The organism is Herbaspirillum lusitanum (assembly GCF_026127345.1).
In the GTDB taxonomy this organism is placed as follows: Bacteria; Pseudomonadota; Gammaproteobacteria; order Burkholderiales; family Burkholderiaceae_D; genus Herbaspirillum; species Herbaspirillum lusitanum.
The window spans coordinates 76,197-97,786 of the sequence record NZ_QXFG01000016.1; the positions used below are offsets into that span (position 1 = coordinate 76,197).

21 protein-coding genes are annotated in these 21,590 nt (G+C 59.3%); 14 read left to right on the forward strand and 7 right to left on the reverse strand.

Annotated elements, in window-relative coordinates; all coding sequences use genetic code 11:
- Positions 1-26: 26 nt before the first annotated feature.
- Both groL and DXT88_RS21140 read left to right on the forward strand, forming a co-directional pair.
- Positions 27-1,646, forward strand: a complete 1,620-nt coding sequence (groL, locus tag DXT88_RS21135) for a chaperonin GroEL (RefSeq protein WP_265215921.1) — start codon at positions 27-29, stop codon at positions 1,644-1,646.
- A gap of 128 nt (positions 1,647-1,774) precedes the next feature.
- Positions 1,775-2,041 (forward strand): hypothetical protein, encoded by a 267-nt coding sequence (locus DXT88_RS21140; protein WP_265215922.1) that lies wholly within the window; start codon positions 1,775-1,777, stop codon positions 2,039-2,041.
- A 13-nt stretch (positions 2,042-2,054) separates the two neighbouring features.
- On the opposite strand, the gene DXT88_RS21145 is transcribed toward DXT88_RS21140, so the two are convergent.
- Positions 2,055-2,951, reverse strand: a complete 897-nt coding sequence (locus DXT88_RS21145; RefSeq protein WP_265215923.1) for a LysR substrate-binding domain-containing protein — start codon at positions 2,949-2,951, stop codon at positions 2,055-2,057.
- A gap of 168 nt (positions 2,952-3,119) precedes the next feature.
- Here DXT88_RS21145 and phnA point away from each other — a divergent pair, with 168 nt between their 5' ends.
- Both phnA and DXT88_RS21155 read left to right on the forward strand, forming a co-directional pair.
- On the forward strand, positions 3,120-4,343 hold the full coding sequence (gene phnA / locus DXT88_RS21150; RefSeq protein WP_265215924.1) for a phosphonoacetate hydrolase: 1,224 nt from the start codon (positions 3,120-3,122) through the stop codon (positions 4,341-4,343).
- Between the two features lie 49 nt (positions 4,344-4,392).
- Entirely contained in the window at positions 4,393-5,679 is a 1,287-nt protein-coding gene (locus tag DXT88_RS21155; protein WP_265215925.1) for an MFS transporter, read from the forward strand.
- A 161-nt stretch (positions 5,680-5,840) separates the two neighbouring features.
- Here DXT88_RS21155 and DXT88_RS21160 read toward each other — a convergent pair whose 3' ends face one another.
- A complete protein-coding gene (locus DXT88_RS21160) occupies positions 5,841-6,764 on the reverse strand; it encodes a LysR family transcriptional regulator (protein WP_265215926.1) in 924 nt (307 codons plus the stop codon).
- A gap of 169 nt (positions 6,765-6,933) precedes the next feature.
- Here DXT88_RS21160 and DXT88_RS21165 point away from each other — a divergent pair, with 169 nt between their 5' ends.
- The 4 genes from DXT88_RS21165 to DXT88_RS21180 are packed head-to-tail and all read left to right on the forward strand — an operon-like array spanning position 6,934 to position 9,300.
- A complete protein-coding gene (locus tag DXT88_RS21165) occupies positions 6,934-7,356 on the forward strand; it encodes a VOC family protein (RefSeq protein WP_016835326.1) in 423 nt (140 codons plus the stop codon).
- A gap of 34 nt (positions 7,357-7,390) precedes the next feature.
- Positions 7,391-8,344 carry an amino acid ABC transporter substrate-binding protein gene (locus DXT88_RS21170; RefSeq protein ID WP_265215927.1) on the forward strand — a complete coding sequence of 318 codons (954 nt, stop codon included), beginning with the start codon at positions 7,391-7,393 and terminating at the stop codon, positions 8,342-8,344.
- A gap of 58 nt (positions 8,345-8,402) precedes the next feature.
- Positions 8,403-8,900 (forward strand): helix-turn-helix domain-containing protein, encoded by a 498-nt coding sequence (locus DXT88_RS21175; protein WP_265215928.1) that lies wholly within the window; start codon positions 8,403-8,405, stop codon positions 8,898-8,900.
- The gene (locus tag DXT88_RS21180) at positions 8,893-9,300 is read left to right on the forward strand and encodes a VOC family protein (RefSeq protein ID WP_029363737.1); all 408 of its coding nucleotides are present in this window, start codon (positions 8,893-8,895) and stop codon (positions 9,298-9,300) included. Before DXT88_RS21175 ends, DXT88_RS21180 begins: the two co-directional genes overlap by 8 nt.
- Positions 9,301-9,382: 82 nt before the next feature.
- Here the strand turns inward: DXT88_RS21180 and DXT88_RS21185 are convergent, their stop codons facing one another.
- From DXT88_RS21185 to DXT88_RS21195, 3 genes are all read right to left on the reverse strand, one after another.
- Positions 9,383-9,673, reverse strand: a complete 291-nt coding sequence (locus tag DXT88_RS21185) for a putative quinol monooxygenase (RefSeq protein WP_016835330.1) — start codon at positions 9,671-9,673, stop codon at positions 9,383-9,385.
- Positions 9,674-9,856: 183 nt separating this feature from the next.
- Entirely contained in the window at positions 9,857-11,155 is a 1,299-nt protein-coding gene (locus DXT88_RS21190) for an MFS transporter (RefSeq protein WP_265215929.1), read from the reverse strand.
- Positions 11,156-11,402: 247 nt separating this feature from the next.
- On the reverse strand, positions 11,403-12,581 hold the full coding sequence (locus DXT88_RS21195) for a mandelate racemase/muconate lactonizing enzyme family protein (RefSeq protein ID WP_265215930.1): 1,179 nt from the start codon (positions 12,579-12,581) through the stop codon (positions 11,403-11,405).
- Between the two features lie 161 nt (positions 12,582-12,742).
- Here DXT88_RS21195 and DXT88_RS21200 point away from each other — a divergent pair, with 161 nt between their 5' ends.
- On the forward strand, positions 12,743-13,489 hold the full coding sequence (locus tag DXT88_RS21200; protein WP_265215931.1) for a GntR family transcriptional regulator: 747 nt from the start codon (positions 12,743-12,745) through the stop codon (positions 13,487-13,489).
- Positions 13,486-14,376: a cupin-like domain-containing protein gene (locus DXT88_RS21205; RefSeq protein WP_265215932.1), complete on the forward strand. Its 891-nt coding sequence runs from the start codon at positions 13,486-13,488 to the stop codon at positions 14,374-14,376. Before DXT88_RS21200 ends, DXT88_RS21205 begins: the two co-directional genes overlap by 4 nt.
- Before the next feature lie 196 nt (positions 14,377-14,572).
- Here DXT88_RS21205 and DXT88_RS21210 read toward each other — a convergent pair whose 3' ends face one another.
- Both DXT88_RS21210 and DXT88_RS21215 read right to left on the reverse strand, forming a co-directional pair.
- On the reverse strand, positions 14,573-15,829 hold the full coding sequence (locus DXT88_RS21210; RefSeq protein WP_265215933.1) for an HD-GYP domain-containing protein: 1,257 nt from the start codon (positions 15,827-15,829) through the stop codon (positions 14,573-14,575).
- 144 nt (positions 15,830-15,973) lie between these two features.
- A complete protein-coding gene (locus DXT88_RS21215) occupies positions 15,974-16,582 on the reverse strand; it encodes an FMN-dependent NADH-azoreductase (protein ID WP_265215934.1) in 609 nt (202 codons plus the stop codon).
- Positions 16,583-16,802: 220 nt separating this feature from the next.
- On the opposite strand from DXT88_RS21215, the gene pdxR reads away from it, so the two are divergent.
- The 4 genes from pdxR to DXT88_RS21235 all read left to right on the forward strand — a co-directional run bounded on the left by pdxR (position 16,803) and on the right by DXT88_RS21235 (position 21,323).
- Complete coding sequence (gene pdxR, locus DXT88_RS21220; protein ID WP_265215935.1) at positions 16,803-18,227, forward strand: MocR-like pyridoxine biosynthesis transcription factor PdxR; 1,425 nt, start codon at positions 16,803-16,805, stop codon at positions 18,225-18,227.
- A 137-nt stretch (positions 18,228-18,364) separates the two neighbouring features.
- Positions 18,365-18,832 carry a carboxymuconolactone decarboxylase family protein gene (locus DXT88_RS21225; protein WP_265215936.1) on the forward strand — a complete coding sequence of 156 codons (468 nt, stop codon included), beginning with the start codon at positions 18,365-18,367 and terminating at the stop codon, positions 18,830-18,832.
- 59 nt (positions 18,833-18,891) lie between these two features.
- On the forward strand, positions 18,892-19,212 hold the full coding sequence (locus DXT88_RS21230; protein ID WP_265215937.1) for a DMT family transporter: 321 nt from the start codon (positions 18,892-18,894) through the stop codon (positions 19,210-19,212).
- Between the two features lie 185 nt (positions 19,213-19,397).
- Positions 19,398-21,323: a hybrid sensor histidine kinase/response regulator gene (locus tag DXT88_RS21235; RefSeq protein WP_265215938.1), complete on the forward strand. Its 1,926-nt coding sequence runs from the start codon at positions 19,398-19,400 to the stop codon at positions 21,321-21,323.
- Positions 21,324-21,590 lie beyond the last annotated feature (267 nt).

A 21,590-nucleotide genomic window follows, 5' to 3' on the forward strand; every position in this document is an offset into this window, starting at 1 on the left:
AGCGTCGTGACTTACGGAGAAAGAAAATGAGTGCAAAAGACGTTCAATTCCATGACAACGCCCGCGCCCGTATCGTCAAAGGCGTCAATGTGCTGGCGGACGCAGTCAAGGTGACCCTGGGGCCCAAAGGCCGGAATGTATTGCTCGACCGGAGTTTTGGTGCACCGATCATTACCAAAGACGGCGTCTCGGTCGCAAAAGAAGTTGAACTGAAAGATCGCCTGGAAAACATGGGGGCGCAAGTCGTCAAACAAGTCGCTTCAAAGACGGCGGATGTCGCCGGCGACGGCACGACTACCGCGACGGTACTGGCCCAATCGATCGTTCAGGAAGGCATGAAGTATGTCGCTGCCGGAATGAACCCGATGGACCTGAAGCGCGGCATCGACAAAGCCGTCTCAGCGGCTATCGACGAACTCAAAAAAATCTCGCGCCCGATCACCACCAACAAGGAAATTGCCCAGGTGGGTTCCATCTCCGCCAACTCCGATGAAGCCATCGGAAACATCATTGCACAAGCGATGGAACGCGTAGGAAAAGAAGGCGTCATTACCGTGGAAGACGGTAAATCGCTGGATAACGAACTTGACGTGGTCGAAGGCATGCAGTTCGATCGCGGCTATCTTAGCCCGTATTTCATCAACGATCCCGACAAGCAGCTTGCGAAGCTGGAAGATCCTCTGATCCTCCTCTACGATAAGAAAATCTCGAATATACGGGAGCTGCTGCCGATCCTGGAAACCTCCGCAAAGGCCGGCAAGCCGTTGTTCATCATCGCCGAAGATATCGAAGGCGAAGCCTTGGCCACGCTTGTCGTCAACTCAGTGCGTGGCGTCTTGAAGGTGGCGGCGGTGAAAGCGCCGGGCTTCGGTGATCGGCGCAAAGCAATGCTGGAGGACATCGCGATCTTGACGGGGGCTACCGTCATTTCGGAAGAGACCGGCCATACGCTTGAAAAAGCCAGCTTGCAAGAGCTCGGAAGCGCCAAACGAATCGAAGTTCTGAAGGACGTCACAACCATCATTGATGGCGCTGGCGAACAGAAAAAGATCGATGCCCGCGTTGCTTCCATCCAGACTCAAATCGAGCAGGCTGCCAGCGACTACGACAAAGAAAAATTGCAAGAACGGGTCGCCAAACTGGCCGGCGGCGTGGCGGTCATCAAAGTGGGTGCAGCGACCGAAGTTGAGATGAAGGAAAAGAAGGACCGGGTCGACGACGCGCTTCATGCGACACGGGCCGCCGTCGAAGAAGGCATCGTCCCCGGCGGTGGGGTGGCGCTGTTGCGTGCGCGTGCAGCAATCTCGAAGCTTGAAGGCGCGAATGCCGACCAGAATGCCGGTGTGCAGATTGTATTGCGCGCACTGGAGGCGCCGCTGCGCGTCATTGCATCAAATGCAGGTGACGAGCCTTCTGTCGTCGTAGCCAAAGTAATGGCCGAAAAAGGTGACTTCGGCTACAACGCCGCAACAGGTGATTATGGCGACCTGGTGAAAACCGGCGTGATCGATCCAACCAAGGTCACACGCACGGCGCTGCAAAACGCTGCTTCCATTGCCGCCCTGATTCTCACCACTGATGCCACGGTGTCAGACGCGCCGGTGGAAGAAAAAACACCGAGAACGGAACCGGAATACGGCGTTTAAATCAGCTCAAGGCACAAGCCCAAGGCGGCTTTGCTCCGGCGTCCGGGATCCCGGACGCCGGTTTCTGAGCGATACGTTGATGACGTGATTAACCCGTTCCGCCGTCGGGTTCATAAGTTCAGGAGAACATGATGAACATGGATTTTTCTGAGAAATTTGAAGAAATTTATGCATGTATCTCGCATATTCGTGCATTGGCGCCTGCTACTCAACTAAGGCGCAGCATCATCATGGCAGCGACACAAATTGCCAAAGCGATCGACAAGGATTTTCCGATAAACGAAGGCGACGAATTTGACCTGGGAAATACAGGGAACGCAAAATTCGCAGACTGGGCAGAGCAAAAAATAAAGTGGCTCTCGGCAGAACTGGAGAGTAAACAAAATCGGATATAGCCAACTACAGGCGTCATGGTTCGTCACCTGTCGCACTCACTGATTGCAGCCAATCGACAAAGGCCCGCATATACGACGGTTTGTCGGCATCGAGCGGCACCAACGCATGGTAGGTTGGGCCAAGAGAGCGCAAATCGTGAAATGGCTTTTGCAATCGTCCGGCGGCACACTCGGCCTCAAGCGTTGGGAAGGGTCCTATTCCGAAACCGAGCCCATCAACTACGGCCTGCAAGGTCACAAAAAAATGGTCGAACCGCAACGTCCGACTGGCTCGCAGCATCGGCTGGTTCGCAGCTTCAATCCAGGCTTCCCAATCGCCTGGGCGGGTTTCGGTCGTCAACCAGGTTTCAGCTGCCAACTTCTCAACCGTCCTGATTCCTGTTCTGGCGAGCAGAGACGGGCTCGCAATCACCGTATTCGATTCCCGAAACAACGGCCATGCCTGAAATTGGCCGCCATTCGGTATGCCCCGTCGTATCGCCACATCGAAGCTTCCCGTGAACGCAGGTTCCGTCGACAGCACGGTCGAGACGCGAACGTCCACTCCAGGACATGTAGCGGCAAATAAAGGCAAGCGCGGAATCAGCCAGCGCATTGCAACCGTGGCAGGGGCGCTGACCCGGATGATCTTTAGCTGCCGGTTCTTGCCGTAGCGTTCCGCAGCGTCCGCTATGTGATCGAACGCGGAGCTGATTTCGCGGGCAAGCGCCCGAGCATGTGGAGACGCCACCATGCTCTGCCCGTCACGCACAAACAGCGGTTGACCGAGCCAGTCTTCCAGGATCGCGATTTGCCGGCTAACCGCGCCATGGGTCAGGCTCAGCTCCCGGGCCGCAGCCGAATAACTGCCGGCACGGGCGGCAACTTCAAAAATACGCAAGGCATGAAGCGGTGGGAGTTTTTGTCTCATATGTGAGTTTTACGCGCATTTAAGGCTACTTTAATTCGATTGTGTGAGAAAAATGTTCACTATACGCTCAAGCGCAGGGTTCAGACCCGCTTACCGAAAGCTCCCGTTGCGCGCAGCTCGCATCCGAGCCTGTGCCGTGCACTCAATAATCGATGAAAAGGCTTATTCATGACTGAAGTAATAAACGTTAATTCCCGATCCTATCGACTGCCCTCGGCGCCGACGATTGTTATCTGCGTCGACGGATGCGAACAGGAATATATCAATCAGGCCATTCAGGCCGGGCAAGCGCCGTTTCTCGCCGGGCTGTCCGCGTTTGGCACGGTGCGGACAGGCGACTGCGTGGTGCCGTCGTTCACCAATCCGAACAACCTTTCGATCGTTACCGGCGCACCGCCATCCGTTCACGGCATTTGCGGCAACTTCTTTTTTGATCAGGAGGTGCAAGAGGAGGTTCTGATGAACGACGCGAAGTACCTGCGCGCACCGACCATCCTTGCCGAACTGGCCCGGGCGGGTGGACGCGTTGCAGTGGTAACGGCAAAGGACAAGCTGCGCAGCCTGCTCGGACATGAATTGGAAGGCATCTGCTTTTCGGCGGAAAAAGCCGACCAGGTGAGTTTAGCGGAGAACGGCATCGAGAACATCTTGGCAAGGGTCGGCATGCCACTCCCTGCGGTGTACAGCGCAGAGCTGTCGGAATTCGTTTTTGCCGCAGGACTCTCCTTGCTGACCAACGAGCGTCCCGATTTCATGTATCTGTCGACAACCGATTACGTCCAGCACAAGTTCGCACCTGGCACGCCGGAAGCCAATGCGTTCTACGCCATGATGGACGGTTACTTTAAGCGCTATCACGAGGAAGGCGCGGTGGTGGCGATTACGGCAGACCACGGGATGAATGCCAAGACCGACGCGATAGGCCACCCGAACATCGTGTTTTTACAAAACCTTCTGGACACCCGGTACGGCGCGCGGATCGCGCGCGTGCTGTTGCCGATTACGGATCCCTACGTGGTGCATCACGGTGCGCTGGGATCTTATGCGACGATTTATTTGCACGATCGAGAACGCCAGCGCGATGTCACCGATTTTCTCGTCGGCATCGCCGGTGTCGAGGCAGTGTTGACGCGTTCGCAAGCCAGCCAGAGGTTCGAACTACCCGAAGACCGGATTGGCGATCTGGTGGTGCTGGGAGAGCGGCTGACGGTGCTTGGAAGCGCTGCCGACAAACACGACTTATCCGGATTGACGGTGCCGTTGCGTTCCCACGGCGGCGTGTCCGAGCAAAAAGTACCGCTCATCTTCAACCGAAAACTGGCCGGCATCGATAACGCCCGTCGTCTGCGCAATTTCGACATCATCGATATCGCGCTCAATCACCTCGCTTGATTCCAAAACTTGCCAGCGCAGCGAAGACTGCGCCTACGCGGAGACAGACATGCAATTCAATACAACGGATGCCTTGCCATGCAAGCCGATATCGCGAAGGTCCGCTTTCGATCAATATAAATGGCGCGCGCTGATCGGCGTGACGTTCTGCTATCTCTTCTATTACACCGGACGACAGACCTTGGGCTTCGCGATCCCCGGCATTGAACATGACTACGGCTTGTCGAAATACCAAATTGGCTGGATCAGTGCAACGATGTTGTGGGGCTATGCAGCCGGTCAGTTCATCAACGGCAATTTGGGCGATAAACTGGGCGGCAAGCGGATGATGATCGCGGGCGCGGTACTCTCGCTGGCCGCGAATTGGGTCTTTAGTTTCGGTCACTCATTCTGGTTTTTTCTGCTTGCGTGGGGCGCGAACGGCTACTTTCAGTCGATGGGTTTCGCGCCCGGCAGCCGCTTGCTGTCGAACTGGTGGAGCCATAAAAATCGCGGCTTTGTGTACGGCGTATATGTCGGATTTTCAGGATTTTCTTCCGTGCTCGCCTATATTTTCCCGCTTCTTATCTTGGGCACGATGCATCTCGACTGGGTCTGGATTTTCAGACTGGCCCCTCTGTCGATGCTGCTTGGCGCAATGGTCTTGTGGATTTTTGTATCGGAGCGTCCGGAAGATAGACAGCTCAGCGCCATTGAACCGTCGGATGGCACCCAGCCGTCGACAGCGGGTGACGATCTGACGAGTGCACAGCGATATGCAACCGTGCTGCGAAACTGGAGACTTTATATCACCGGACTGGCCATAGGTTTTCAGAACACTGCGCGATACGCTTTGGTGGTCTGGGTGCCAGTGCATTTTCTCGGCATGGACTGGAAGACTTCTTCAGCGCTGATCGATCCGAAGTGGATCACTGTCGCGCTGCCGATAGGGATGGCGCTTGGCGCACTATCGAACAGCTGGATTTCCGACAGTGTGTTTCAGGGAAGGCGCTATCTCGCGATCGTCTCGTATATGGTGTTAGCTTCAACAACCGCGATTATCATGATGTTCATTCCGCATGCAAACATGGTCACGATTGGCCTGCTTTTCCTTTGCGGTTTTTTTGTCTTCGGACCGGCGTCGTCGTTCTGGGCGCTCTGTCCGGACATTTTTGGACGTCATGTCGCAGGCACCGCGACGGGCGTACTCAATACCATGTCCTATATATTCGCAGGTATCGGCGAGCCGGTTATCGGCCACATGATCGATTCAACCGGAAATACGTCGATCATTTTTCTGATTGTGGCGGGACTTTGTGCGACGAGCGCGGTATTGTCATTACTGATTAAGCGCTGACTTCGCGTGTCGTAAATACCGGCCATAAAAATAAAAATGATAAAACTAGATCTTATCGGGATTACAGGTCAATCGACGGCGGCCTCCCCCGATAAGATTTTCGTAGAGTACTTATCGCCGGCAAAACAGGCGCACGTCCGGCGTGGTGTCTGGCATAACGCTTAGCGCGCCCCTTTTTCGATATCCGCCTTCAAGGTTTGCATGCTGCTCTCTTCCTTTGCCTGAGCGGCACGCGCAATACACTCCATCAGCGTGGACACCACGACGCTTGACGTCGGCGTCACACGTTGCAAAACACCGATCTCCCTGAAAAAACCATCCCCTTCCAATGGCAAGACACGCACTTTCCGGATGGAAGCGCCGGCGGCAAGGTCATAGGGGATGATCGCTACGCCCAGTCCCTTTCTCACCATCTCGATAATGACCATCGGTTCATCCAGCTCCATCGTGTCATTCACCTGCAAACGGGTACGTTTCAGATAGCGATCCACCAGTTGCCCGCCGTATGACCTGCGGCTATAACGCAAGAACGGATGCGACTCCAGCAAGGACTTTATCGAGGTCTCACGCGCAGATGTGGGAGCAATGACGACATAGGTTTCGCGCAGCATGGTCGTCCATTTCAGACCCTTTGTCATTTTGAGATTTGGACGAATCATGACTGCCAATGACAAGTCATTGCTGTCGATCTGGGACATGAGCTGCACCGAAGTTCCCGGCACCACGTTCACTTCGACCAGCGGCAGTTCCTTGCAGAAGTCGGCAAGCACGGCAGGGAGCAATCCAAGCTGCACGGTGGAGATCGCGCCGATATCGATCTTTCCTCGCGTGGCCGCAACGTCTGTCTGTCCTTTCATGGATTCGAAGAGCCGCACGATTTCTTCTGCGGTGACGAATAGTTGCTTGCCGTGCTCGCTGACAGCGACCGTCTTTCCCACGCGCGTGAAAAGCTCGCAGTTCAACTCATCTTCGAGCCGCCTGATCTGCATGCTCACCGCCGATTGCGTCAAACCGAGCCTGGCGCCCGCCGTCGAGAAGGAACCGAGCCGCGCAGCGGCAATGAATGTTTTCAGATAGCGAATCATGCTTATGAAAAATATGAATATGAAAGACGAAAATACAGAATTTTACATTACAAATTTATGTATTTAGACTGCCTCAATCCGTTACCACTCACAAGGTCACGTGCCGTATCAGCATTCACGCTGCGCATTGCCTGGCAGCATCAAACCAACATCAACAGAAGGATTGAAAATGACATCGACGTCGTTGTTCCACTTGGCTTTTCCCGTCAAAGACATTGCCGAGGCGCGCGCTTTCTATGGCGATTTACTGGGCTGCCCGGAAGGTCGCAGTTCGGAAAAATGGGTGGATTTCAATTTTTACGGTCATCAGTTGGTAGCACATCTGGCACCGGAAGAAACTGGCTTCAGCGTGAGCAATTCGGTGGATGACCACGACGTGCCATCCCGTCATTTCGGTGCGATCCTGGCATTGCCGGAATGGGAAGCCCTGGCGGAAAAATTGAAGGCCGCAAAGATCAAATTCATCATCGAGCCGTACATCCGCTTCAAGGGTGAAGTGGGCGAGCAGGCCACGATGTTTTTCCTGGATCCGTCCGGCAATGCGCTTGAGTTCAAGTCCTTCGCCAACATGGACTACATCTTTGCAAAGTAGTCATTGAGTCATTGAAATTTCAAGGAAAAAGAAAATGAAGAAAATCGTCATGGCGCTCTGCCTCATGAGCAGCCAGGTAGTACATATTGCCCACGCCGCTCCGGATGAAGACTTGACCGGGACACTGAAGAAGATCAAGGAAAAGGGCGTTCTGGTGCTGGGCGTTCGTGATTCGACGAAGCCATTTTCTTACCTGAATGACAACCAAAGCTATGAGGGCTATGCGGTGGACCTGTGCCTGGCCATCGCCAAGAATATTCAACGCAAGCTGGGCGTGTCGCAGCTGACCATTTCAATGTTGCCGGTGACCTCTTCCAGCCGTATTCCGTTGATCCAGAACGGCACCGTTGACATCGAATGCGGCAACACCACCAATACCGCTGAGCGTCAAAACATCGTGGAGTTTTCACCGACCTACTATGTGAGCGGTTCCCGTATCCTGAGCAAGCGCAGCAGCAACATCAAGACGCTGGCAGATTTGCGCGGGAAGAAGTTGGCCATCAATAGTGGCACAACCCACATCAAAATGGTCAGCACCCTCAATGACGAACAGAAACTGGGTATCGACATCATCGCCTCGCGCGATACGGCGGAAGGCATGTTGCTGGTGGAAACCGGCCGGGCCGCGGCATTCATCAACGACGATATCGTATTGGCATCGCTGGCGGGCGGAAGCAAGATCAGCAGCGAACTGGTGGTCGGCAAGGAAGCGTTGTCGGTCGAACCGTTCGGCTTGATTTATCGCAAGAACGATCCTGCATTCAAGCAAATCGTCGACACGAGCATCAGCACCATCTTCAAGTCCGGCGACATCAACAAGATTTACGCGAAGTGGTTCCAGTCTCCGGCGCTGCCCCATGGACAAAACCTGAACTGGCCGATGAGCCCGGAGACACAGGCCGCCATCGCCAAGATCACGAACTCACCGAATCCGGCTGACTACGCAGCAATACCAAAGGAACAGCTGTCGACGATCAAGAAAAAATAAAAGCGGGGGCCAGGCTTCGAGATAACATAGCTGTTCAGTGAAGACGACCTGATATCGAATGAGCAGAAACCCCCTCCTCCAAAGCCCCGAGTTATTGCGCCGCCTGCTGCGTGCAAAGGATCGGATGGACGCCGCTTCGCACGAAGACTGGCCCGTTGCGCGGCTGGCAAGCGTGAGCCACGTATCCGAGGCGCATTTCGCCCGCGCCTTCAAAGAAGCATTCGGCACTCCGCCGCATCGCTATTTGCTGACCCGGCGCATCGAACGCGCAGCCGCCTTGCTGCGCGACAGCGAACTCCCGATCACGGAAATCGCCTTCCGGACCGGTTGGCGCAGCTTGGGCACATTCGGGCGCATTTTCCGCGAAATCACCGGGGACAACCCCGGTACCGTGCGCAAGCAGGCACGGATCGCCGCGCAGGAACTGAGCAGCGTGCCGGCCTGCATCGTCAGCGCCGCCCATCGCCCGGACCTCAAGACCTCAGTTTTGGAGAAGCGGCGGCTATCGGGCGACGGTATAAAGGAGACCCAACCAAAGGAGATCGACAATGAGTGACGGAGTACAAGTAGCAGGTCTGTATGTGCGGGACCAGGATGAAGCGCTGACGTTCTATGTGGACAAGCTCGGCTTCCGGGTTCACACCGATGTGAAAAACGGCGACTATCGCTGGCTGACCGTGCAACATCCGGATCAACCGGCTTTCCAGCTGGGCCTGTTCACCCCCGGCCCGCCGATGCATGACGCCGCAACCGCGCAGGCCTTGAAAGCGCTGGTGGCGAAAGGCGCGATGCCGCCGCTGGTGCTGGGTGTACGCGATTGCCGCGATGCCTGTGAACGGATGAAAGCGCAGGGCGTGGAGATCACCCAGGAGCCGGTAGAACGCTACGGCACGGTTGACGCGGGCTTCCGCGATCCGTCGGGAAACGGCTGGAAGATGATTCAGGAACGACGCTGAACTGAGCGAATCAACGCTTCCCGAAATGTGCCGCGAGCTGCGTCCTGCGCAGCTCCCTCCCGATCAATCCGCGTTCATTTTCCTAGGCAATCTGGGTCAGCTTCCTGATCCGGATCTCGGCAATCCCCCCGACAGCAGCAACAAGCGCCTGGAAATGCGGTGTCAACTCATGCTCTTTCAGTGCGGTGGCGTCCCGCCATTCTTCCAGCATGACAAACAACTCGGGATTCTCGTTGTCGGCGTGCAAATCATAGCGATGGCATCCGGCTTCGGCCCGGCTTGGCGGCACCACCTTTTCCAGCGCGGCTTTCAACGTAGCGCCATGGCCCGGTTTGGCCGTCAGCGTGGCGACAATGACTAGCTTTTGATCCATTTTCTTCTCTCGTACAAGTAATCAAGTCTCGTACGCTATCCTATTTTTGCGGACGACGCTGATCTGATTATTCATCACCACCATCACGCCCTTGCCGTTGGCATCTGCCGTGGTGGCGATGCGGAGGGCCGGCATGTTGGAGAAATTGTCGACTTCACCGCAAGCACGAGGAAGTCAGGGACTTCAAGCCCGTTCGCCAGCCGTCTTCGATACCGCAATCGCGACGCCGCCGAGGAAAGCAGCCACGCCCAGCATCAGCAGCGACATCTTGTAATCGGGAGAAATCGAGCGGACGTAACCGACCAGCAGCGGCCCGAGGAATTGTCCTATCAGGTTGCCGACGCCGCTGACGAAGGCCACCGCCGGCATCGCCTTGCGCAATGGCAGGATCTCGGTCAGGCGAGAGAAGATCAACGGCATCAGCATCTTCAGCGTGAAGCCGATCAGGATGAACAGCGCGATCTGCACATAGAACAAAGGCGCGGGAACGAATGCCGCCGCCGCCATCAGCAGGCCGGTGATCATGGTCGGTATGGCGGCGTGCCAGCGGCGTTCCTGGCCGTTCCTGTCGGAGCGGCGGCTGATGTAATAGATGCCCAGCATCGACATGACGAACGGCGCGCCGGCGAAGAAGCCGATGGCGGTTTCGCTGAGCTGGCCATACGATTTCATTACGGTCGGCAGCCACAAGGTAATGCCATACAACAAGATGGTGTTGAGACCGAAACCCAGCGTCATGAGCCACACAGCAGGCTCATTGAAGATCGTCCACCACGGATCCGATTCGGGCGCCTGATGTGCGGCCTGCTCTTCGTCGAGCGTCCGCTTGATGGTGTCGCGATCGCCGGCAGGAAGCCATGCCGCCGCATCGAGACTTTTCGGAATCGACTTGAACCAGATCAGGCAGAAAATCCAGGCAGGCAGACCTTCGGCGATGAGCATGACGCGCCAGTCGTAGTGCGCGATGATGGCGCCTGAAATCGGACCGGCCAGGAAACCGCCCAGCGGGGCGCCCAGATTCCAGATGCCGAATGCGCGACCGCGCTCGGCTTTCATGAACCACTGTGCCAGCAGAATCGAGGTGCCGGCATAGACCGGACCTTCGGCCAGGCCGAGCAGGATGCGTACGCTCAGCACTTGCCAGAATGTGGTGGCGAGACCGGTCAGCATCGCGGCGGCGCCGAACAGCACCAGACAGACCGCAACCAGTCTGCGCGCGCCGAACTTCATCGCCAGGTATCCCGCCAGCAATTGCGTCAGCGCATAACCCCAGGCGAAGGCGCCGCCAATCCAGCCTCCCTGCGTCGAGGTCAGCCCGAGTTCCTTTGTCATGTGCGGCAGCGCCATCGCGATATTGACGCGGTCGAAATACGACAGCATGTAGACGATGAACACGGTCGGCAGGATGATCATCCATCTGTTGCGCCCGATATCGGACCCATTGAGCCCGGTGTTGAGCTCGCCGCTTAGGGTTTTTGGCATGTTGCAGTCTCCTCTGTTCCTGCTTTTGGTGAACGCGCCAGCGGTCTCATGTCGCCGGCGACAGATCCCTGCCGTCGCTGACGATAACCTGCCGCCTTGTCGCAATGGGCCAAGCTACTTTTAAAGCACTTCTTTCACGTCGGAATCGCGTTCCATCTCGACAATCCGTTGCGACAACTCCGTGCACATCGCCGGCGTGTATTCAACGATGAGATGCGGCATGGTTGCCTTCTGTTTTTTGGCTGACTTACTGGTCCAGCGGCGCGCCGTCGATGGTGCGGCGCATGGACACCGGACGGTGCAGCGGTGCACGCTTGAACTCGACTTCGTCGACCAGTTCGACGCCGATGCCGGGGGCATCCGGCACGGCGATGAAGCCGGCTTGCGGCACCGGATGGCTCTTTACCAGATCGGAACCGAGCAGCTTCTGGCCCGACTTCAGGACCAGGTTTTCAAACCCGGTCGGGTATTCCTGGATGGAGAAGTTGGGCACGGCCGCGGCGACTTGCATGCAGGCCGCCAGGCTGATCGGCGACAGCGGATTATGGGGTGCCAGGTCGACGTTCTGGGCTTCGGCCAACGCCGCGATTTTCTTGGCGCCGGTGATGCCTCCGCATACGCAGACCGAAGCGCGGGCGTAGCGCACGCCGCCCCCGGCCAGCTGTTGCTGGAATTCCGCCGGGGTGCAGAAGCGTTCGCCGGTGGCGATCGGTACGCGAATTGCATGGCCCACCGTCGTCATCTGCGCGTAGAACTCCGGACGCAGCGGATCTTCCAGCCACATCGGCGTCAACGGCTCCAGCACCTGGCCGATGGCGATCGCCTCGGCCGGACTCAGGCGGCGATGCATTTCGATCAGCAGGTCGACATCGGGACCGACCGCTTCGCGGAATGCCATCACGCGCTCCTTGGCATCACGCACCTTGCCGGCGTGCGAACGGAAATATTCGTGTCCTTCCGGTTCGTCCAGGAAAGGATTGATGTGGCCAACCGCAGTGAAGCCTTCTTCGCGCAGGCGGCGGCATTCGGACAAGACTTCTTCCAGGGTCTCTGCGTAAACATGGCCGTAGACCCGCAATTTGTTGCGGTAGGCGCCGCCCAGCAACTGCCAGACCGGCGCCTGCAGGCGCTTGCCGAGCAAATCCCACAGCGCGATGTCGATCGCCGACACCGCCGCGTTCACCGCCGTGCCGCGAAAATGCGAGAAGCGCTGCATTACGTTCCAGTGCAATTCGATCTGGTTCGCATCCTGGCCGACGAGATATTTACCGAACTTTTCCAGCGCCGCCTTGGCCGCCTCGATGTGCCCCCAGGAGCCGGCTTCGCCATAACCGGTCAGCCCCGCCTCGGTGCGGATGCGGGCATACAGGAATTGGCCTACGTGCAGCGCCTCGACGGAAGCGATGCGATGGATTTGCTGGGTCATGGCGATATCTCAACGAATGAATGAAGGAAATATCGATGCCCGCACAAGCTCGGCACTGGACCTCACGCAATGACATCGACTGGGAGGACTATAACGAGGGGAAAAGCGATGCGGAATCAAATTCTATAGTGTTACTTCTCTATTCTCTATAGAATAAAGAAATGACTCCTATCGATCTCAGCCCGGCCTTCGTCCGGCTTGCCCGCTATATCCACGACCGCATCATTGCCGGCGAGTGGCTTCCCGGCCAGGTACTACCCGGCGAAGAGGCGCTTGCACAAGACATGAAAGTCAGCGTCGGCACCGTGCGCAAGGCCTTCGACGTCTTGAGCGGCCAGGGGCTGGTGACACGCCATCGGGGCCGCGGCACCTTTGTCACGCGCGCCACCAACGAGCGCGCATTCACCAGTTTCTACCGCTTGACCGACCGCGCGGACGGCGTGCGCAGGCTGCCGCAAGACACGCTGTTGTTACGGGAGCGCGTAGCGGCGGACGCGGATGAACGCGCAGCGCTCAAACTGGATGCCGGCGCACTGGTCTATCGCCTGCGGCGGCTGCGCGTGCTGGACGATACGCCGCTGGTGCTGGAAACCATCAGCTTCCCTTTTGCGCGCGTGGGCAACAAGGAATGGGGCGCTGACGGCGCACCGTTCCATCTGGTGTATTCCTTCCTGGAGCAGCAATGCGGCATCTCGGTCAGCCGCGTCGAAGATCGCTTGCGCGCCTGCCTTTTGCCTAAAAAAGTGGCAAAGGATTTCGGCCTGCCGGCAGGCCATCCGGTCCTGCTGGCGCTGCGCACCGGCTATGATTTGCGCGGCGAACCGGTGGAGTTCCGGTCCTCATGGATGGCCACGGACACGCACGACTATCTCAGCGAACTGCGCTGGGCCGCAGCGACGGAAAAATGAGCAGTGAGAATGACGGCAAGCGCGCAGCCCGGCTGCTGCCGCCGCGACCGCAAACACCGCTGTCGCCCGAAGACGCGCTCGCCAGAAAACAGGCGCGCGAACAGAAGGACGCCGAGGTGCGCGGGGTTGCCTCAATCGCCGACATGCGCGACGCCATCCGCCGCGCGAGCCGCGGCCTTCCGGTCATTTCCGAAGTGCCGCGCGTGGGCGTGCCGGACGCCGGCGCCTTCAACGCGTTGGCGGCAAAAGGCTTGCCGTTCATCATCACCGGCCTGGTCGGCAAGTGGCCGCTGTGCGCGCTGACGCCGCAAACCCTGCGTGAAGAATTCGGTGACCTGCAGGTGCGCGCGCGGGTCGGCGATTACGTCAACACCGCGTTCGCAAGCGATCGCGCGATGCAGGACATGTCGTTGCGGGACTATCTTGACCTGACGACTGATGCTGACTTGCCGCCCTACGTGGGTAATCTGGAAATGCGGCCATTGAACCGGCTGTGCCACTGGCCGGCCTACTTCAAGAAGATGGGGCCACCGCGTTTCTGGCTCGGTCCGGCGCGCACGGTGACACCGCTGCATTGCGACTATGACGACAACATCTTTGCGCAGATCCGCGGCGTCAAGCGCATCTTTCTGACGCCGCCGCATCACGATGAATTTCTCTATCCGCGCGAGGCCAACGCCATCCTGTTCGGCTCCCCCTTCGATCCCGAAGCACCGGACTTCGACAAGTTCCCGCTGGCGCGTCAAGCGGCGCTGACCGAATGCATCGTGCAAGCCGGCGAGCTGCTGTATGTGCCGGCGGGCTGGTATCACCAGGTGCGCGCACTGACGTTTTCGCTGTCGGCCAATCGCTGGGCCAGGGGGCAGCCGCTGGTGCTGGGTTCCTGATTACAAGACGCGCCGTCCGATGCGACCACTTCAGCTGCATCGGATCGGCGTACATCGGCCGTATCAATCAAAATCAACCGCCATCGCGCAACTGCACCTGGCGGTCGGTCGGCAACGGCCCGATCAGCAAAAGATTGCGGCACGCGGCTTTGCGATTCGCGAGATGGAGAACCGCCCTTGGCCGCGGCCTATCGGCCTAACGCGGTTGCAGCGTGGTCGGCTGCATCCACAGCTTGTTGAGGCCGTTGTACTTCAGCCATTCCTCGCCGCCGCGTTGGCGGATGCTGTCGCTTGCCGCCGGATCCGACAGATCGATGATTTCCGAGTCGATGATGTCGCCGTTGCTGTCGTAGCGGAACGCCTTCACCACCGGCTTGGTCAGCCCGGCCGCGCTCTGGCGGATCACCAGGCCGAGCCTGCCGGATTCCATTTTCAGCAGCGAGCCGATCGGATAGATGCCGAGCGTTTTGACGAAGGCCGACAGCAGGGTCTTGTCGAAGTGACCGCTCCAGGAGGCCATCGCGGTGAGCGACTCGGCCGGATCCCAGCCTTTTTTGTAAGGGCGGTCGGAGGTCACCGCGTCATAGACGTCGCAGATCGACGCCATGCGCGACAACAACGAAATGCCGGCACCGCTGAGGCCGTCGGGATACCCGGTGCCGTTGATCTTTTCGTGGTGGTGCAGGCACACTTCGACGGCGTAGGGCGGGATGTTGGAATTCTTGATCAGGTGGTTGTAGCCGAGCACCGGATGGCGGCGCACGATGTCGATTTCCGCCGGGGTCAGGCCGCCCGGCTTGTGCAGGATGGGCACCGGGATAAAGGCCTTGCCGACGTCATGCAGCAGGCCTGAAAGACCGGCCTCCTTGCAGGCGGGTTCGTCCATGCCGATGGTGCGGCCCAGCGCCACCATCAGCGTGCAGACTGCGACCGAATGCATGTAGGTGTAATCGTCGGCAAGCTTGAGCCGCACGATGCTGGTCATGGCGGCGCTGTTGCGCAGGATCGACGCCGTCACCTGATCCACCAGGTCAAGGCAGCGTTCCATGTCGATGACCCGGCCCATGCGGATGTCGGCGAACATTGCCTTGGTGGCGTCCTTGGCGGTCTCGCACAACCGCTGCGCCTGTTCCAGTTCTTCGAAGAACGGATCGGCGCCGACGGCAACCGGTAGTTCATCTCGCAAACTCAACGCGGTTTCAGCACCTTCGGATTCAGCTTCAGATTCAGCTGCAACGTCCGCGTTCTGCTCTGCCGCCGCGACGTCCTTGCCCTGCCCGACGTCGATCCAGCAATACGCGATTCCGCTGGCGCGCGCCTGTTGCAAATGGGCGGTGTCTTTCAGCAGGAAGCGATTTTTCCAGAATGGGTGATCCAGCCATGCAGCTTCGAAGCCGCAAAAATACATTCCCAATTCGAGTTCGTCGACTTTGATCTTTTTCAAAAGGCTCATGTTTCTACAATCTGCTCAGGCTAGGGCCAATGACGATGCTGTTTAGCGTTGTTTATCTCTCCGGCCCAAATAATATTGCAAACGTGTAAAACGTGACTCTTTTTTTTGCCTCTTGTTAAAAAGGAAATAGTTATCGGAACATGATCAGGCGAAGTGAGTGCGCAGCGCCAAGTCCGCTTCCGCCCTGGCCTGCGCCAGCGCATCCGGGCCGAAAGCCGTCCCCTGCACCGAGAAAAAGCGCAGGTCGTGCAGGCCGATCGAGGCCAGGATGGTCTTCAGGTAAGTCGTCAGGAAATCCGGCTGGCGCGCGCGTTCGCCGGCGTACACGCCGCCCGACGAGACGGCGATGTACACCGGCCGGTCGCGCAGCGTGCCGATCTTGCCCTGCGGCGTCACGTCGAAGGTGCGGCGGATGCGCACCACATGATCGATCCACGCCTTCAATGCTGACGGCACCGTCAGATTATGCATCGGTGTGCTGATGAGCACGACGTCGGCTTGCTCCAGTTCGCGGATCAGCTGTTCCGAGCGAGAAATCGACCCCTCCACGGAAAAGCCCGACGGTTCCTGCGCCGCGCCGAGCACGGCGGCATAATTGCCGTCGATATGCACCATCTCCCCCTCGGCGGCGTTGCGGTGGACTACCGTGAGCGCCGGCGTGCGGCCCTGCAGGAAGCCGATGATTTTCTGCGAGAGCCGGTAGCTCTCGGATTCTTGCCCGCGCGGGCTGCAGCTGAGATGCAACATGTTCATGATCGATTCATTCAAGGTTTTGAGGTGGGAGAGGAGCTTCCAAGCTGAAAGTAATTGGAAGTAATGGCGTTCATTTTAAGAAACCCATGCCCCATCTCCAAGATCCATGAATCTTCATTTTGATTGATCCATGATGACTCAGATCCATCTTGCCTCTACCTCGGGCCGATAGCATCATGGCGTCATCGCTTTCCAATAGCTGCATAACTGTCGCCAGACCATGCCTTCCGCCAAAAGCAAGCCCGTCAATCCCCTCGCGCCCCTGGATCCGCAGGCGGCCGCGCCGTATTACCGCCAGATCTACGACCGCTTCCGCAGCGCCATCGCCGCCGGCGTGCTCAAGCCGGGCGACCGCATTCCGTCGGCGCGTGCGCTGACCCAGGAGCTGGGGCTGGCGCGCGGGACCATCGAGGCGGCCTATTCGCTGCTGGCGGCAGAAGGCTATATTCAGGCGCGCGGCCAGGCCGGCACCGTGGTCACGCCCGATCTCCAGCCGCGCCTGGCCGCTGCTGAATTGCCTGCGCCGAAGCAGGCGCCGGTCAGCAGCTTCCGGCCCGATTCCATTCTGCCGTTCCAGATGGGCCTGCCGGCGCTGGACGCCTTCCCGCGCAAGATCTGGGCGCGCCTGGGCGCACGCTGCGTGCGTGCCATGCAGGCCGCCGACATGGCGCACCCGTCGGTCTACGGCTTGCCTGCGCTGCGCGCCGAGATCGCGTCTTACCTGCAACTGTCGCGCGGCATCAATTGCTCGCCGGCGCAGGTGTTCGTCACCGCCGGTTATCGCCACACCATGGAACTGATCGGCCATGCCTTGCTGAAAACCGGCGACCGCGTCTGGGTCGAGGATCCCGGCTATCCGCCCACGCGCGAGCTGCTGACGCACATGGGCATGAGCGCCGTGCCGGTGCCGGTTGATGCAGACGGCATGCAGGTCGCGCAGGGCATCGCCGCGGCGCCGCGTGCACGTGCGGCGGTGGTCACGCCGGCGCACCAGAGCCCGCTGTGCGTGTCGCTGTCGCTGCCGCGGCGGCTGGCCTTGCTGGAATGGTCGGCGCGCAACAGCGCCTGGATCATCGAGGACGATTACGACGGCGAATACCGCTACGTCAGCCGCCCGCTGCCGGCGCTCAAGAGCCTCGACCGCGACGGCTGCGTGCTGTATGCCGGCACCTTCAGCAAGGTGCTGTTCCCGAGCATGCGGCTGGCCTACCTGGTGGTGCCGGAGTCGCAGGTCGAACGCTTCGCCTCAGTCAGCCAGGTGTTCGCCGCGGGGATTCCGGCGCTGACGCAGGAGATCGTCACCGCCTTCATCGCCGAAGGGCATTTCGCCCGCCACATCCAGCGCATGCGCAAGCTCTACGCCGAACGCCGCGATGCCGTCCGCAGCGGCCTGGAGCGCGTGCTCGGCAAACACATCCGCATCGAATCGCCGCCCGGCGGCATGCACCTGATCCTGCGCCTGCGCGGCCGCCTGTCGGACCGCAAGCTGGTGGCGCGCATGCACGAGGACGGCCTCTACGCCGAAGCGCTGACCGACTGGACCACCGACGGCGTGCGTGTGCCCGCACTGCTGGTCAATTTCACCAACGTCGTTTCCGAAGCCGCCGCCGAGGCGCTGGGACGGCGCATCCTGGCGCTTCTTTGAGCGGTCCTTTTAAGTGATCAGCGGTCCGTCCGCACACAAAATCATGGTCCATAAACCAAGTCCATTTATGGATCTTCCGGACTAGACCAAGCCGGCGCACCATGGAGTCTCTTCAATGACAAACACAAGGACTCATCATGAACAAGCGCATCGACTACGCCAACGCCTCCCCTGAAACCTACAAGGCCTTCGGCGGCGTCTACTCCTCCCTGCTCAAGGGCAGCCTGCCCAAGGTGCTGATCGACCTGGTCTACCTGCGCGTGTCGCAGATCAACGGCTGCGCCTTCTGCATCGACATGCATACCCGCGACCTGCTCAAGTCCGGCCTGGCCGTCGACAAGCTGGTGCTGGTGCCGGTCTGGCATGAAGGCGGCGCCCTGTTCAGCGCCCGTGAACGCGCCGCGCTGGCCTGGGCCGAAAGCGTGACCCGCGTGGCCGACACCGGCGTGCCCGACGACAACTACGCCGCTGCGACAGCCGAATTCAACGACAAGGAACTGGCCGACCTCACCTATGCGATCGGCCTGATGAACGCCTTCAATCGTTTCGGGGTTGCTTTCCGGCCCGCTCCTGCTGCAGCTGCAGCTGCGGCAGTTTCCGCTTAAGTCATTTTCACCATCGCGCCCGGCCGCTCGGCCCGGCGCATTAACCACGGACATTTCCCATGGCATGGCTACTTTTGAGCATTGCGGGCGTACTTGAAATCGGATTCGCCTTCGGCATGAAGGCCTCGCTCGGCTTCACCCGCCTGATTCCTTCGCTGCTGACGGTGGCGACAGGCCTGTCCAGCGTCATCCTGCTGTCGCTGTCCCTGCGCACGCTGCCGGTCGGCACCGGTTATGCGGTGTGGACCGGCATCGGCGCGGCCGGCACGGCGATCCTCGGCATGGCGCTGCTGGGCGACTCGGCGGCGCCGCTGCGCCTGCTGTGCATCGCGCTGATTCTGGCGGGCGTGATCGGGCTCAAACTGGTGACGGCAGGCTGAAATTGCCCCCGTGCATGGCTTGCATTGCCGGAAGTCCTACAACGCATGGAGGTTGAAAGACTGCGCCGCTCCCGGCATACTTTGCCATACCCTCTGTCGGCAGATGTTTGGCGATTGCTTTGCAGCGCTGTTGTGTCCGGTGATCCGTCCGGTCATGCGGCGGAGGTCCCAGACAAGGAACACCGATGCCCAGCAGTCAACCCGCTCACCTGACGCTTACCGATGCGCAGCGCTTCCAGCTCATCATTTCCGCCATCCACGACTACGCCATTTACATGCTCGACCCGCAGGGCAAGGTCACCAGCTGGAACAAGGGCGCGCAGCAATTCACCGGCTATTCCAGCGACGATATCCTCGGTTCGCACTTCTCCGTGTTCTACACCGCTGAAGATCGCGACGCCGGTCTGCCGCAAAAAGCACTCGACATCGCGCTGCGCCACGGCAAGTTCGAAGACGAGGGTTGGCGCCTGCGCAAGGACGGCACCACATACTGGGCCAGTTCCATCATCGATCCGATCATCGCCGACAACGGCGAGTTGCTCGGCTACGCCAAGATCACGCGCGACATCACCGAACACAAGCTGGCGGCACAGACGCTGCAGGCCAGCGAGCAGCAATTCCGCCTGCTGGTGCAAGGCGTCACCGACTACGCCATCTACATGCTGTCGCCGGAAGGCCGGGTCACCAACTGGAACGCCGGCGCCCAGCGCATCAAAGGCTATACGGCAGACGAAGTGATCGGCATGCATTTTTCCAGCTTCTACACCGAGACCGACCGCAGCGACGGTCTGCCGGAGCGCGCCCTGGCGACTGCGGCCGAGCAAGGCCGCTACGAGCAGGAAGGCCTGCGCGTACGCAAGGACGGTTCGACCTTCTGGGCGCACGTGATCGTCGACGCGATCCGCAGCGAGCTGGGCGACCTGATCGGTTTTGCCAAGGTCACGCGCGACGTCACCGAACGGCGCGAAACCGCGCTGGCGTTGTCGCGCGCCAACGCGGCGCTGTTCCAGTCGCAGAAAATGGAAGCGCTGGGCCAGCTCACCGGCGGCGTGGCGCATGACTTTAACAACCTGCTGGCGGTGGCCTCCAGCGGCCTGCAGTTGCTGACGGTGCAGTTTCCCGATCTGGAGAATTCGCGCTCGCTGGAGAGCATCCGCCGGGCACTGTCACGGGGCGCGATCCTGACCCAGCAGTTGCTGTCGTTCGCGCGGCAACAACCGTTGCAGCCGGAGACGCATGAAGTCAATACGCTCATCGCCGATTTCGAATCGGTGCTGCGGCGCGCGGGAAATTCGTCGATCCAGTTCGACATCCGCAAGAGTCCGGTGCCGGTCATGGTGAAACTGGATTCGACCCGCTTCGAGACCGCCTTGCTGAACCTGGTGGTCAACGCGACGCAGGCCATGCCGGACGGCGGCAAGGTCACCATCGCCACCGAAAAGCTCACGCTGCGCGACAAGGCCGTGGGCGCCCTGCCGGGCGGCGTCTACGCCAAGATCAGCGTGACCGACAACGGCAGCGGCATGACGCCGGAAGTGCAGGCGCGCGTATTCGAACCTTTCTTCACCACCAAGAAAGCCGGCCAGGGCACCGGCCTGGGATTGAGCCAGGTGTATGGCTTCATCACGCAATCGGGCGGCGAGGTTACGCTCTTGAGCGAAGTCGGCTTCGGTACCTGCTTCACGATTTACATCCCCATCGATACCGAGGCCGACGCCGAAAATACGCAGAGCGCCGACAACAAGCAACGTTCGGAAATCGTGCTGATCGTCGACGACCAACTCGACCTGCTCGACATCACCGCCGAATTGTTCCGGACGATGGGATATGAAGCCTACACCGCCACCAACGGCGCCGAGGCATTGGAGGTATTGGAGCGCACGCCGCAGATCGACATCCTGTTTACCGATGTGATCATGCCCGACAGCATCAGCGGCATCGAACTGGCGCAGATCACGCGACAGCGCCATCCCGCGACCAAGATCATCCTGGCGTCAGGCTATCCGTTCCCGGCGCTGACGTCCAACCAGCAACTGAGCAAGGAATTCGCGTTCCTCAACAAGCCCTATCAGTTGTCCGATCTGGCCAAGGTCCTGCGCAGCAAAGATTGATCCGGCGTCCCTGAGCGGCGCGCAGTCCACCTGCGCGCCAACTTTGGGAGCGGTGCAACATTCGCTGCACTACTGTCGACCCCGCCGCCACATGGGAACGGATGATGCAATGCATCCAGCTCCGAACAGAGCTGATGCACTGAGGTAAAAATAGTCTTGCAGGTTTCAGCCGCCTTCGGGGCGGCTTTTTCTTGGGTAGAAGGAATGCGTGAAAACTCTATACGTGGAACCAGAACACCCGCAGCAACCAGACCGCGCTGATGCCGA

What these genes read in the sequence shown, in the direction of transcription:
- groL (WP_265215921.1), top strand. Translation starts at nt 27, where the DNA reads ATGAGTGCAAAAGACGTTCAATTCCATGACAACGCCCGCGCCCGTATC.
- DXT88_RS21140 (WP_265215922.1), top strand. Translation starts at nt 1,775, where the DNA reads ATGATGAACATGGATTTTTCTGAGAAATTTGAAGAAATTTATGCATGT.
- DXT88_RS21145 (WP_265215923.1), bottom strand. Translation starts at nt 2,951, where the DNA reads ATGAGACAAAAACTCCCACCGCTTCATGCCTTGCGTATTTTTGAAGTT.
- phnA (WP_265215924.1), top strand. Translation starts at nt 3,120, where the DNA reads ATGACTGAAGTAATAAACGTTAATTCCCGATCCTATCGACTGCCCTCG.
- DXT88_RS21155 (WP_265215925.1), top strand. Translation starts at nt 4,393, where the DNA reads ATGCAATTCAATACAACGGATGCCTTGCCATGCAAGCCGATATCGCGA.
- DXT88_RS21160 (WP_265215926.1), bottom strand. Translation starts at nt 6,764, where the DNA reads ATGATTCGCTATCTGAAAACATTCATTGCCGCTGCGCGGCTCGGTTCC.
- DXT88_RS21165 (WP_016835326.1), top strand. Translation starts at nt 6,934, where the DNA reads ATGACATCGACGTCGTTGTTCCACTTGGCTTTTCCCGTCAAAGACATT.
- DXT88_RS21170 (WP_265215927.1), top strand. Translation starts at nt 7,391, where the DNA reads ATGAAGAAAATCGTCATGGCGCTCTGCCTCATGAGCAGCCAGGTAGTA.
- DXT88_RS21175 (WP_265215928.1), top strand. Translation starts at nt 8,403, where the DNA reads ATGAGCAGAAACCCCCTCCTCCAAAGCCCCGAGTTATTGCGCCGCCTG.
- DXT88_RS21180 (WP_029363737.1), top strand. Translation starts at nt 8,893, where the DNA reads ATGAGTGACGGAGTACAAGTAGCAGGTCTGTATGTGCGGGACCAGGAT.
- DXT88_RS21185 (WP_016835330.1), bottom strand. Translation starts at nt 9,673, where the DNA reads ATGGATCAAAAGCTAGTCATTGTCGCCACGCTGACGGCCAAACCGGGC.
- DXT88_RS21190 (WP_265215929.1), bottom strand. Translation starts at nt 11,155, where the DNA reads ATGCCAAAAACCCTAAGCGGCGAGCTCAACACCGGGCTCAATGGGTCC.
- DXT88_RS21195 (WP_265215930.1), bottom strand. Translation starts at nt 12,581, where the DNA reads ATGACCCAGCAAATCCATCGCATCGCTTCCGTCGAGGCGCTGCACGTA.
- DXT88_RS21200 (WP_265215931.1), top strand. Translation starts at nt 12,743, where the DNA reads ATGACTCCTATCGATCTCAGCCCGGCCTTCGTCCGGCTTGCCCGCTAT.
- DXT88_RS21205 (WP_265215932.1), top strand. Translation starts at nt 13,486, where the DNA reads ATGAGCAGTGAGAATGACGGCAAGCGCGCAGCCCGGCTGCTGCCGCCG.
- DXT88_RS21210 (WP_265215933.1), bottom strand. Translation starts at nt 15,829, where the DNA reads ATGAGCCTTTTGAAAAAGATCAAAGTCGACGAACTCGAATTGGGAATG.
- DXT88_RS21215 (WP_265215934.1), bottom strand. Translation starts at nt 16,582, where the DNA reads ATGAACATGTTGCATCTCAGCTGCAGCCCGCGCGGGCAAGAATCCGAG.
- pdxR (WP_265215935.1), top strand. Translation starts at nt 16,803, where the DNA reads ATGCCTTCCGCCAAAAGCAAGCCCGTCAATCCCCTCGCGCCCCTGGAT.
- DXT88_RS21225 (WP_265215936.1), top strand. Translation starts at nt 18,365, where the DNA reads ATGAACAAGCGCATCGACTACGCCAACGCCTCCCCTGAAACCTACAAG.
- DXT88_RS21230 (WP_265215937.1), top strand. Translation starts at nt 18,892, where the DNA reads ATGGCATGGCTACTTTTGAGCATTGCGGGCGTACTTGAAATCGGATTC.
- DXT88_RS21235 (WP_265215938.1), top strand. Translation starts at nt 19,398, where the DNA reads ATGCCCAGCAGTCAACCCGCTCACCTGACGCTTACCGATGCGCAGCGC.